Raw genomic sequence first — 12505 nt, 5'->3', positions numbered from 1 at the left:
CGTGCAAAACAAAAACGCACCCATCTTCGTATAGGTACGTCTTGTTATACGTTAATGCCGTAGTTTTTCATTTTGCGCGCGACCGTAGCCTGACTTGAATTTAAAGCGCGGGCGACCTCATACGTCGTCTTATGCTCCGCGAACGCCCTTTCTAGCAACTCCCGCTCAGCATTTTCCGCCGCTTTCTTTAATAAGTTATCCCCGCCATCTTGAACAGGCTTAGCGTAGTCCGCTGGCAAATGACGAACATCGATCATCATGTCTGGCACCGTAATGACAAGGCGCTGAATCAGATTCGCCAATTCACGAATATTGCCCGGCCAATGGTACGCTCGCATCCATATTTTGAAGTCTTCTGAATACGTCTTTTCTACCCGATATTTCCGGCTGTATTGCTCCATAAAATGTTGAGCGAACCAATCAATATCATTCTTTCGCTCCCTAAGCGGTGGAATCTTAATCGGCAACACATTTAACCGGTAATATAAATCTTCTCGAAACGTACCGTCTTTCACCATCTCTCGTAAATTCTGGTTCTTGCCGAGACAATGCGCACATCCACAAACTTCGTTTTCGTGCCACCAATTCTACGAATTTCTCCATCCTGCAACACACGCAACAACTTCACTTGTAACGCGCTCGGCAACTCCCCTACTTCATCTAGAAATAACACACCCTTGTCCGCCAACTCAAACATGCCTGGCTTACCTTTACGCTTCGCCCCTGAAAATGCACCATCTTCATAGCCAAACAGTTCAGACTCCAAAAGGTCCATCGGAATCGCTCCACAATTCACCTTAATAAAATCACCATGTGCAGAACGGCGGCTTCTTTCATAAAGTTCCGTTGCAAACACATCTTTTCCAACGCCAGTCTCTCCCATAAACAACACCGTCGCATCCACATTCGCGACACGTTTCACCATCGAAGAAATTTGCTGCATTTCCACATCTTGATGCTCCGCACGTTCACCACTATAATCATTCACTTGCTTCTCTTGCAAATGTTGCTGGTACAAATACACCAACTCACTAATGTCACGAAAATTAATGACCACCTGCTGAATCTCACCTGTGTCATTAAACAGCGGAGAGCCTGTCATCACAATTTGTTGATCATTCGTCCCACCTTGAAAAACCGTAACCGGCTTGCGCTCAGCCAACACTTTTGCCGTGACCGACTCCTGCAAGAACCCTCGCGTCACCAAGCGATCCGCACTTTTCCCGAGAAAATACTCACGCGGAATGCCGGTATATCGTTCCACCGCACCATTCACCAGCTTCGTCACCCCGTGGACATCCGTCATAGAAATGCCATCATACGACCGCTCCACCACATTGTACAAATCAAAGAACAAATCATCTTGAAATATGAGGTGAGAAAACAGACCGTCCTCGTCTTCAAGAAACGTCAAAGTGCGATAGCGTGTGCCATCGAACTGTACAGGTTGTTCACGCGACCGGGTAGCATATAAGTGCAACAGGAGTTCGTCTCGCACAGAAGGCTCAGCAACGTCGAACCATTCATAGAACACGTCGTTCGCTTGGACAATTTTACCGTTCATATCGGTCACAACATGAGCAAAGCAACGCTCCACCTCATTCATCCCCCTCTGTATAAGGTACGACTAAGCCTGAGTGCTCCATCGACTGCATGTGTTGCACGCGCTCGTCTTGGGACATCTTAACGTAATTCACAGCGGTTACGCTCACCATTCCATGGTCCGCTTTTGCATCATATTCATCAATGAATTCTTCCCATTCGTCTTGTGCGTCTTCGTAAAGCTCTACGTGCGCAGTCAGGCGTTCATCTCCTTTCGACATATACGTGTTCTCCATTTCTTTCGTCAAGGTTGTCGTGTACACGTCGCCAAATGAAACGGTTTCCCCATCAGAATGTTCATATGAGATGTGGTGAATCTCATGTTCATCAGCATTTACACGGATGATAAATGAAGTCTGTTCATCCAACTGAAGCTCATAAACAACGTGGGTATGGTCATAGTGTTGGTTTGCGACCGTCAAGTTTTCTTCAACGGGAGCAGGTAGGTCGTGTTCGTCAAGGTACGCTTGAAAGGTTTTATGCTCTTCAATCATTTGAAAGGTACGTGTGAGTGATACCCGGCCCAAATCGGTCGGGTTGATATCCAAGTCAATCAGTTCACGAATCGATTCGTCGTTAAATGCGACAGTAAACGATAGCTCATCGTCTTGATAAATCCGCGGATCATCTAAAAATTGTCGCCCGTTAAATGTGTATGTATGTTCCAGTACTTCCCCACTCGCCAATTCGAGATAGCGGAGCTCCATCGTACAGACCGGCATGCCTTCTTCCCCGTAATCAACTTCAAAGAAATACCCCAAGTCCCCCATCTCTAACGTCGGATGATGATCACAACTGCCGCTCGTATATTCAATTGGCTCATCTGAAACGTTCTCTACTCGGGTGTGGATCGTGAGCGTGTCTTCAAGCGTATACGTCTGATCTTCAACCGAAGCGGTAATCTCCACATCAGGCTCCGCTGGCCCACTCTCCGCACCGCCCATCCCGCACCCTGTCAAAAGCATCGCCAAAATAACGACTATGTAATGGTTTGTCTTCATCATTAATCGCCTCCCCGTCTATGTATTTTACTCCCCTTACACATGGAATTCCTGCACATATGAGAAATCAGAGGGGAGGAAAGAGGTTTGTTCAGTGGAGCTTAGGCGGCGATTGTCATGAACAACGCCGCCTTTTTTGCGTGATAAACCTTTATTGTGAGAGGACACCACCGTCAAGTATCAACATCTGGCCCGTCATGAATGAGGCGGCGTCGGATGCCAAATATAAGACAGTCCCTTGCATATCTTGGATTTGGCCGAGACGGCCGACCGGTACGTTTGCAATCATTTTGTCTTCAATTGGCGCGATCACGTCTTTCGTCATCTTCGTCGGAATAAACCCAGGGGCGATGCCGTTGACGGTAATGCCGTATTTGCCCCAGTTAACAGCGAAGTCTTTCGTCATCGTAATTAATCCGCCTTTGCTGCTGTTATACCCAATCGCCTGCATCACTTCAGGCTTCGAGCCACGAAAACCTGCAATTGAGGCAATGTTTACAATTCGCCCTTTCGTCCCAGCGGCGATCATTCGTTTTCCAACTGCTTGTGTCATGATGAACGCACCGACTAAATTGACGTTTACAACCTTTTGGAACTTGTCGATCGCCATTTCTTCAGGGGGATAGCCACCCCAAGATGTGCCGCTGTTATTGACGAGAATATCGATGTGCCCGTAGTCTTCCTGAACAGCCGCGACGACACGCTCCACTTGTTCCGCGTCGGTGACGTCTAAAGCGTGCGCCTTTGCTTTCCCGCCCTTTTCTTCGATTCGTTTTTTCACTTCTTCGCAAGCTTCTACCTTGCGAGAACAAAGTACAACCGTCGCACCAGCTTCAGATAATGCTTCTGCCATTCCTTCACCGAGTCCACGACCACCGCCAGTAATGATTGCCACTTTTCCTTTAAGGTCAAACAAGTTCATCACACTCATTTTTCTGCCTCCTCCTTAACGCGATATGGTTTTAATTCTTGGCGGGCAATGGCGCGTCGATGCACTTCATCAGGACCATCAGCTAAACGAAGCGTTCTTGCTCCTGCCCACGCTTTTGCCAGCGGGAAGTCATCGCTCACACCTGCACCTCCGTGCGTTTGAATCGCCCGATCAATGACATGCAGTGCCATGTTCGGTGCAACGACCTTAATCATGCTAATCTCTTTTTTCCCTTGTTTGTTTCCAACCGTATCCATCATGTGCGCCGCTTTTAGTGTGAGCAATCGAGCCTGCTCAATCTCTATGCGTGAATCAGCAATCCACTCTTGTACGACACCTTGCTCTGCGAGTGACTTTCCAAACGGAGACCTCTCATACACACGATCGCACATGTATTCCAACGACCGTTCCGCCAAACCGATGAGACGCATGCAATGATGAATTCGACCGGGTCCGAGACGACCTTGGGCAATCGCAAATCCTTTGCCCACATCCCATAGCACGTTCTCTTTAGGCACGCGCACATTGTCAAACGTCACTTCCCCGTGTCCGTGGGGAGCATCGTCGTAACCAAACACCGGCAGATGTCGCTGAACGGTAATGCCCGGTGTATTCCTAGGGACTAAAATCATCGACTGTGACGTGTACGTCGGACCGAACGGATCGGTTTTCCCCATCACGATAAGGACATCACAGCGCGGATCCATAATGCCAGACGTCCACCACTTCCGCCCGTTAATCACATACTCATCACCAACACGCTCCATACGCGTCTCAATGTTCGTCGCATCCGAGGACGCCACGTCGGGTTCAGTCATCGCAAATGCTGAACGAATCTCACCGGCTAAGAGCGGTTGAAGCCACTGCTCCTTTTGCGTTTGATTTCCATAACGGACAAGCGTCTCCATATTGCCTGTGTCCGGTGCCGAACAATTAAACACTTCTGGCCCGATACTCGTTCTCCCCATCTCTTCGCATAAAGGCGCATATTCAACATTTGTAAGACCCGCACCGTATTCAGATTCAGGAAGGAACAAATTCCAAAGCCGTGTTGATTGTGCTTCTTTCTTCAATTCTTCAATGACCGGCGGTACCGACCAACGGGACGAAGCCTCGTTTAGCTGCTTGGCATACACCTTTTCATTAGGCAACACGTAGTGTTCAATGAATGTCCGCACATCGCTTTGTAGCCTTTGGACGTTGTCACTATACTCAAAATTCACGCCTCTTCTCCCCTTCCATCATGTGGACCGCTTGCTTGATCAGTTCACCTGCCATCGGACCGTACATCTTAAAACGCTCATCCTCGGTTTGGCCCACTTTCCAACGATAATAGATCTGCTGAACGATAACTGCTAGCTTGAAGTACGCAAACACTTGATAAAATAAAATATCATCGCAATTTCTGCCTGTTAACTGCTCGTATCGCTCAATCAATTCATTTCGAGTGAAAAACCCTTCATTCGTCGTGACCGACTTAAACCCATTTTGCAACCGAGGCGAGTCCCCCGCCTCTGTCCAGTAACTAAGCGCTACCCCAAGGTCAAATAGCGGGTCACCCACGGTCGCCATTTCCCAATCAACGACAGCCTCGATGCCACTCAAATCCGTAGAAAAGAGCAAATTGTTCAGCTTGAAATCATTGTGAATGACCGTCGCTTCACCGCTCGTTGTGATGTTTGCGAACATCCATTCCTTCAGCCTCTCATATCCCGGTTCATCCTCGGTTTCACTCGCTCAAACCGTTGGATCCACCTCTTCACTTGACGTTCCATAAAGCCTTCCGGATGACCGAAAACATCCAAACCAGCTGAAGTTGGATCAACCCGATGCAACTCCGCTAACAGCCGTACAAACATTTCCGATATGTTCCGCGCTTGTTCCGCCGTTGGCTGCACACCTGATGTTCTCTGGTCAACGACAACACCGCGCTTTCGTTCCATCACATAAAAGGTCGCATCCATCACCTCTGTTTCTTCCCCTAGAACAAACGGTTTAGGCGCATAAGAAAAGACCGGTGATAGCGCTTTCAAAAACTGGTATTCACGTTTCATATCGTGCCCTTTTGCTGGCAATGGGCCGAACGGCGGTCGCCTGAGCACTGCTTCAAACGAACCGCACGCGAGCAAGTACGTAAGGTTTGAAGCCCCTGCCGGAAACTGTGTCACTACGAGCGGTTCATCCGCCGGAAGTTTGTCGAATGCACCTGTAAGAAAGTTGGATAACGCCGACACGTTCAACCCTTCTCCCGGGCGAACCGCAATCGTCTCATTCTGCGCACTCATGTACAATTCCTCCCTCTTCTAAAACAGACAGTATCCCCTCATTGTTTACATCAACGAGTAGCGACTGCGTCCGAAAGCCGAGCACGAAATCGAGCAATTCCTGAAGATTTTCTCTCACCATCGAACGACCGATGCGACTCTTCGAAACGAGTGCGGCAATCTCCTGATCGGTATAGAGAGTGTGCGTCGCAAGAATACTCGCATCATCTAGCTTCACACGTTCAAGGTCTAACAGCTCGAGAAACCTGGCAGCGCACAAATAATCCTCCATCGAGAAATGACCGCTCGCGCCAGAACAGACGATCACCACCTCTTCCGGGTCCACCGCCTGCACATACTCCGCCACCTTATGCACATTCCGGAAACTGCAAAGCAACCGCTTGGATGCCGCGTCCGTCCTACGAATCGCTTTCGTACCATTCGTTGATAAAAAAATAATGTGTGCATCCGCGACCACATCTTCGGGATATTCTGTTGGAAGATGACCGAGCTCAAATCCGTTCACAGGAATTCCACCTTGTTCTCCACCACGGATTGCCTGAATCGAAGGAGCTAGCGACGTTCGGACTCGCTCGGCCTCCTCTATTGAATCAACCGGGTACACACGTTTAGCCCCGCGCTCCATCATCGTAATTAGCGTCGTCGTCGCAAGCAACGCATCAATAATGATCACCATCTTCCCTCGCAGTCGATCACGATCAACCTCTTCCTTTGATAACCACAGCCTGCAGCGCTTCACATCGACACCTACATACATTAAGAACGTGCAAAAAGATGCCAAGCCAAGAACAACAATGCTATCCGTCCGTTCTTCGGCTTGGCAATTCACATTTGAGTTAATTGAGTCAAACTTGAGTTAATTGTGACGCGGGGGAGGAACGCAAATCAGCGCGAGCTGCGCAGACGGAATGTGGCGGTTTTTAGTGCGAGCAAGGACTCAATCTGTTACCGAGTGTAAGAAATCTGTACTCCAGTTGGCGCTCATTTTCCGTAGAGCAGGGAAATGAAGCATACTAGGGCACATGTGGACCCAACTAGGTAACAGCTTCTCGGCGTAACCAAATCATAGTACCCAACGACGTGTCAACCCCGATGAAGGCTTAAACGAAACCGGTCCCGATTCAGCGCGACCCGCGCCGACAGCATTTTCGTTCTTCAGCCGAGGGCATAGCGCGGGGTCGGGTGCGGAGACCATCTTGCGCGCTAGTTTAACGATAGCGGTGCTAATTTTGCAAAACTTGCGCGCACATTTCACCGCGCCCGCCGCTACGCCAACGATCCCGACCGCAAAAAGTACGATAAAGACATCGAGCTCAGCGAGCGAAAGATTGATGAACAGAAAAGCAGATGCCTTGCGGATTATTGAAAAGAAGTGGAATTCTGTGCGCGAGGACGAAACGTATTTGGCAATGAAACGCTAGCATCAGCAGAAGTACGGGAAGGTGCAGAGGTGGAAGGCCCCAGGCTTTCTCTTCATCGCGTCGCTGCAAGACAGAATTATTGTACTAAAACACAGAGCATTTCAACTAGAGCGGTAAAACGCGAGGAAACTCCGATTTAAATCAGCCTGAATCGCTCATTATCAACATTGCCAATTCAAAAATCAACCATAAGAAAGATGTTGTCCAATCCTAATGAAACGACCGGTCTTAGCAATGGAATAACCTATGCTGTGACCGGTCGTTTATTTTTACATACTTCTTGGCTTATCTTCGTTCCACAATTTTACCATGTACGACGAGTCGTCCTTCACTCGGGTCAAGCACGTAATCACAGGTAGAAAGTGTAATAATCTGGTCGGCGGCGGTCACGTCTACATCGCTCTTGAAGTGAGAGCGACTTTTTAATTCCCCGACAAACTCAGTAAAATCATGATCGTCTTTAAACTCGGTTTCAATATAGTAAAAATCGGTCATCGTATTGTACACAGAGAAAACTTCAACGGTATATTTTCCATCAACGGTATCAAATAAAATATCGGAGTCGCTTTCGAAAAAAGAGTCATCCAGAAAATCGGTAAGAGGGGCAAACATAGATCCGTCTTTCATGCGATGCCCGTAGACGATGACATTTCGGTCTGTGCCGTCCAACTCGTTCCGATAATCAAAGAATAAGCTTCCCGCCCGTGTCTGTTCTTTTTTATAGTTTCGATCTAAATAGAAATCGTTATCTTCCGCCTGCATAATCGGATAATCGATCGCTGTGCCATCAATCGTCAGCCAACCAGCAATGTCTTCGTTGATCTCGTGAAGCCCGACGAAAGCCTCTTCGCCTGACAAAGTCTCTGTATACACTTCTTCTCCCGGTATTTCCCGTTCAACAGTGTACAATTTCTGAGCTTCTGCCAAGACATGACGGTTATTAAGATAATCATACCCAATGAAGCCAAGAGCAACGAGAGCGTACAGCAGGACACCTGTGCAAAGCGCGGTAAGGCTTCGGCTAATGGTTTTCTTCATAGTCCTCCTCCTCTGGAAATTCCGACAGGTAGCATGAACAAACCGGCATTTGGATCTTCATGCACAGTCATATGAAGACCGTATACAGAATGGACAAGGTTGGGTGTCAAAATTGAAGACGGCTGCCTTCTGCCTTGATTGCCCCATCGTTCATGACGATAAGGTGATGACTGTAGCGTAGCGCCTGATTTAGATCATGTAGCACCATGACGATGGTCAGCCCCTGTGACCGGTTCAATCGGGCGAGGAGGTCGAGCACTTCATATTGATGGTACAGATCAAGAAACGTTGTCGGCTCATCGAGAAAAAGCAGTGCGGTCTTCTGGGCAAGAGCCATTGCAATCCATGCCCGCTGTCGCTCGCCGCCAGACAAGGTTGCGAGCGGCTTGTCGCGCTTCGCAGCCATTTCTGTAGCATCCAATGCTTCTCCACAGCGCCTTCATCTTCTTTTGACCACCCTTCTAGCCATTTACGGTGGGGCTGACGTCCGTAGCGGACGAGCTTTTCAACAGTTAAATCGGCAGGGGCGACTTGCTGTTGATAGACGACCGCAAGTTTTTTTCCGAGTGCCTTAGCTGAGTAACTGTTAAGTTCTTTCTCATCGAGTTGAAGCGTGCCGGCATTCGGCTTCCGGTTTCCTGCCATTAATTCCAACAAAGTCGACTTCCCGCTTCCATTCGGGCCAATAATCGTAGTTATTTTTCCCTGAGGAATGTTTGTTGAAATCTCCTCCAAAAAGAGGGGACCGCCCTTTTGATGAGCAAAAGATAAATTACGAATGTCCATGGATGCGTTCACTCTTTCTTAATAGAAAAATGAGAAACGGTCCGCCGATGACCATCATAACAATGGAAGCGGGGATTTCGTTCGGCGCGATCAGCGTTCGACCGAATGTATCCGCGCTGATGAGCAGCAGCGCACCGGCTAGGGCACTGAATGGCAGCAGCGTTTTGTAATCGGTTCCGAGCAACTGCCTGCCGATGTGGGGGATGAGTAATCCTAGAAATGCAATCAACCCGGCAATGGCGGTAGCTGTGGACGCGAGAATAACAGCAACGATGGAGACGATAATCCTCGTTCTTTTGACAGGCAGGCCAATCGTCTGCGTCGTGCGGTCATCCAAGGCAAGCAGGTTACACCAGGAGAAGAGTGCAACTGCAATGATTAGAGCCACCCCGCCATAAATCATCATGATGTTGGCATCTCCCCACGTTTTCATAGACAAGGTTGATGTCGTCGCAGAAGAAATACTTGTAACAGAATAACTCCCACGATAGTTAAATGCTTCGGAAAGTCCAGTAAACGTAGCATGAAGAGCAATACCGACCAGAATAAGTCGGAGAGGGCTAAGCCCACCCCGCCAGCTCAATGAGTAGACAAGGAAACAAGCAAGAAGCCCTCCAAGAAACGCGAACAATGGCATAAAATAGAACCATGTAGGCATAATGGTGACCGCTACCATAGCGATTAAGTTGGCACCGGAAGAAATTCCGATGATGCTCGCATCCGCCAGCGGGTTGCGCATGACGGCCTGCAGCAACGCGCCAGATACGGCTAATGCTGCTCCGGCAAAGCCGGCAATGAGAACTCGTGGAAACCGAAGGTCATAAACGACCGCAGCCTCTTCATGGTTCTGTTGGATAATACCTTGAACTAGTTCGAAAAAGGGAACTTGAATGCTGCCGCTCATTATAGACCAGTAAATACAGAGAAATAGAAGGACGATGGTAACTGCGTATACAGTAAGATTGCGTGAACCCTTCACTGAACCGTCTCCAATTCAGGATAGAGCATCGGTTCCAATTCTTCCAGCGCTTCTGGGACAGCAATGCTTCCAGTCGTGCCGAAGAGCAGCTCTTCAAGATCATAAACACGGTCACCCTGTACAGCGGTAAAATGCTGCCAAATATCGTTCGTCTGGAATTCTTCATCAAACATTTCTACGACTTCCTCCGGCATACCGTGTGCAGCCCGTAGGATGACGTCAGGATTGGCTTGGTGAAGGTGTTCGGTATTGGAAGCCAGGTACTCCACGCCTTCTTCGCTCTCAATAACATTTTCACCACCGGCCAGACGAACGAGATCGCCGATGTACGACTCTTCTGTCGCGACTAAATAACTTCCGGGAACGCCCATTAAAATCAGCACAGAAGGAGGCGCGAGACCGGAAGTGCGGTCCGCATTTTCTCGCACGGCCTCGTCAAACGTTTCGACCAAGGTCGCAGCCTCTGTTTCACGGTCAAAATCCCGGCCTAATGTTTTAATTTCTTCAATCATTGCATCTACGCTTTGAAAATCAAGAAAGCGTGCATCCAGCTGTGCTTGTTCAAACGGTTCCTCCAAATCATCGAAAAGCGTAGTGACCGACCAGACTTCTTCTGGATTCAGCTGGCGGATTTGTTCCATATCCGGGCCCATTGGATTGCCAATTTCAGTGACCCCTTCATAACGTTCCGGCAACTCTTTATAGCTTGTTGGTATACCGAGAAGATCAAGGTTCAAGGCATCAGCAATTTCTGTGGCTGCAACGGTCGTAGAAACAATGCGTTCAGGTTCAATTTCTTCTTCGGTTGCGACTTCTGGTATCTCTTCAGCAGTAAGGCTTACTTCTTCGCCAATTTCATCCTCGTCGCCTGCATTAGTAGAGAGGTTTGAAACCACATTTTCGCTGATCGGCTGACAGGCCGCAAGAATAAGAGGGGGAATCAGGCATCCGATCAACAGAACTGTTTTCATGCTTTCACTTCCTTTGCTCAATGAAAGAATTAATCATAAACTGGGGAACAAGCCCCGACAAGCTGCCGGGGCTTGTTCTGCTTGCATTCGTCAACCATTAAAGTCGCAGAGCACGCCTTCGCATAAATTGCCAAGCTAGGATAAGTGCTGAGCTGGCAGCCAGCAGCGTATAGAGGACCAAGGATGATGAATCTGAAGTCTTGGCGTTAACTTCCTGCTGCCCTCCGCCGTATTCGCTGTTGTTCTGGCCGGATCCGCGGGTAAATGTCAAGCCATCGTCGTCAGAATCGTTTGTACACCGTTGCCGTTGCCATGGTTGTTCTGGGTATTATTGCCTTGATTGTTGTTTTGGTTTCCACCGTTGTTAGAACCGCCGTTCGAAGGATTCGGTTGAGGGATCTCTCCGTCGGTATTTACAAGATTGACAGAATCCGGATCAAACAAAATCTGCACATCATACTCATTATCGTAATTAAAGCCCGGAATGCCGGTTACGATAATATGAACCCAGGCGTCTATACGTTCTTCCAAGGAGTCGACGGCAAAGCGTACCACACGCTCGTCAGCTTCACTGTCTTCAGAAATAACAGTCGGACCGCTACCCTCAATGGTAAGGTCTTGGTACCAAGTACTATTGGTTAATGTCAGGTCGACCGTATATGAACCGTCCTGCACGTAAAGAGTTGCAGGTTTTTTTGTATAGTCATCCATTACAGAGACTTGGTCGGTGCCATCTTTAAGAACGACAAAATTAATATCATACTGCCCGTTAACAAGTTCATCGCCAGGAAGGTCATTGTTTCCGTTGTTGTTATTGTTGTTTCCACCATTATTGTTTCCGTTGTTTCCGTTGTTGCCATTATTGTCGTTGCCGTTGTTCCCTCCGTCATTGTTCGGATCATCATTATTCCCGTCCTCATCATCAGATGGTTGGAGCCGGTGGCTCTTGATCGGCTTCAATGAACGTCAGAGAATCTTCATCAAAAGCAATTTGAACATCATACTCATTATCATAAGTAAAACCTGGAATACCGGTTACGATAATGTGCACCCATGCGTCAACTGGCTGCAATGAATCATTTGAGAACCGCACGACACGAGTGTCTTCGGCCTCATCTTCGTCAACAATCTCCGGCTCTTCTCCGTTAATCAAAATCTCCTGATACCAGGAATTATTCGTTAATGTCAGGTCGAAGGTAAATGTGCCATCGTTCACGTACACGTGGGCTGGCTTTTCCGTATAATCATCCATTACCGACGTTTCATCCGTACCGTCTTTCAGTACTGTGAAATCAATGCTGTAAAGACCGTTATCCAACTCATCTGTACCCGGCTCGTCGGTACCTGGTTCTTCTGTGCCTGGGTCATCTGTATCTGGTTCATCAATACCTGGGTCATCTCCACCTTTGTCATCATCAGGGATGGTTGGAGCCGGTGGCTCTTGTCCGGCTTCAATGAGCGACAGAGAATCTTCATCAAAAGCAATTTGAA

The 12505-nt window shown here is 48.3% G+C and carries 12 protein-coding genes and 3 pseudogenes; all 15 read right to left on the bottom strand.

Features of this window, described 5'->3' with window-relative positions:
• Positions 1 to 44: 44 nt before the first annotated feature.
• Positions 45 to 518, bottom strand: a complete 474-nt coding sequence (locus JCM19039_RS27815; protein ID WP_052398540.1) for a hypothetical protein — start codon at positions 516 to 518, stop codon at positions 45 to 47.
• Positions 519 to 1564: pseudogene (locus tag JCM19039_RS21625) on the bottom strand (sigma 54-interacting transcriptional regulator); the annotation flags it as partial.
• 34 nt (positions 1565 to 1598) lie between these two features.
• A complete protein-coding gene (locus tag JCM19039_RS05515) occupies positions 1599 to 2606 on the bottom strand; it encodes a hypothetical protein (RefSeq protein ID WP_042424780.1) in 1008 nt (335 codons plus the stop codon).
• A 148-nt stretch (positions 2607 to 2754) separates the two neighbouring features.
• On the bottom strand, positions 2755 to 3534 hold the full coding sequence (locus JCM19039_RS05510) for a glucose 1-dehydrogenase (protein WP_042424777.1): 780 nt from the start codon (positions 3532 to 3534) through the stop codon (positions 2755 to 2757).
• Entirely contained in the window at positions 3531 to 4757 is a 1227-nt protein-coding gene (locus JCM19039_RS05505; protein WP_042424774.1) for an acyl-CoA dehydrogenase family protein, read from the bottom strand. Before JCM19039_RS05505 ends, JCM19039_RS05510 begins: the two co-directional genes overlap by 4 nt.
• Positions 4747 to 5223, bottom strand: a complete 477-nt coding sequence (locus tag JCM19039_RS26350; RefSeq protein ID WP_255343630.1) for a phosphotransferase — start codon at positions 5221 to 5223, stop codon at positions 4747 to 4749. The genes JCM19039_RS05505 and JCM19039_RS26350 overlap by 11 nt, the downstream gene beginning before the upstream one ends.
• Before the next feature lie 8 nt (positions 5224 to 5231).
• Positions 5232 to 5819, bottom strand: a complete 588-nt coding sequence (locus tag JCM19039_RS26345) for a phosphotransferase family protein (protein WP_255343629.1) — start codon at positions 5817 to 5819, stop codon at positions 5232 to 5234.
• A complete protein-coding gene (locus JCM19039_RS05495) occupies positions 5803 to 6576 on the bottom strand; it encodes a 2-phosphosulfolactate phosphatase (RefSeq protein WP_152550092.1) in 774 nt (257 codons plus the stop codon). Before JCM19039_RS05495 ends, JCM19039_RS26345 begins: the two co-directional genes overlap by 17 nt.
• A gap of 949 nt (positions 6577 to 7525) precedes the next feature.
• Positions 7526 to 8278, bottom strand: a complete 753-nt coding sequence (gene srtB, locus JCM19039_RS05485; protein WP_042424764.1) for a class B sortase — start codon at positions 8276 to 8278, stop codon at positions 7526 to 7528.
• Positions 8275 to 9064: pseudogene (locus JCM19039_RS05480) on the bottom strand (ABC transporter ATP-binding protein). The gene srtB and the pseudogene JCM19039_RS05480 overlap by 4 nt, the downstream one beginning before the upstream one ends.
• A complete protein-coding gene (locus JCM19039_RS05475) occupies positions 9051 to 10043 on the bottom strand; it encodes an iron ABC transporter permease (protein ID WP_042424761.1) in 993 nt (330 codons plus the stop codon). The pseudogene JCM19039_RS05480 and the gene JCM19039_RS05475 overlap by 14 nt, the downstream one beginning before the upstream one ends.
• Positions 10040 to 10825 (bottom strand): annotated as a pseudogene (gene isdE / locus JCM19039_RS05470) (heme ABC transporter substrate-binding protein IsdE); the annotation flags it as partial. The gene JCM19039_RS05475 and the pseudogene isdE, both read right to left, overlap by 4 nt.
• 286 nt (positions 10826 to 11111) lie before the next feature.
• On the bottom strand, positions 11112 to 11285 hold the full coding sequence (locus tag JCM19039_RS27810) for a sortase B protein-sorting domain-containing protein (protein WP_081834343.1): 174 nt from the start codon (positions 11283 to 11285) through the stop codon (positions 11112 to 11114).
• Positions 11282 to 11974, bottom strand: coding sequence for an NEAT domain-containing protein (locus JCM19039_RS05465; protein ID WP_042424756.1), 693 nt, complete (start codon positions 11972 to 11974; stop codon positions 11282 to 11284). The genes JCM19039_RS27810 and JCM19039_RS05465 overlap by 4 nt, the downstream gene beginning before the upstream one ends.
• On the bottom strand, positions 11937 to 12505 hold a 569-nt coding region (locus tag JCM19039_RS05460), incomplete at its 5' end, for an NEAT domain-containing protein (RefSeq protein WP_042424753.1). The genes JCM19039_RS05460 and JCM19039_RS05465, both read right to left, overlap by 38 nt.

It is taken from the genome of Geomicrobium sp. JCM 19039, assembly GCF_000698145.1.
In the GTDB taxonomy this organism is placed as follows: domain Bacteria; phylum Bacillota; class Bacilli; order Bacillales; family Marinococcaceae; genus Geomicrobium_A.
The sequence above is the reverse complement of the archived record's forward strand: the minus strand, read 5'-3'. Positions and strand labels throughout refer to the sequence as shown.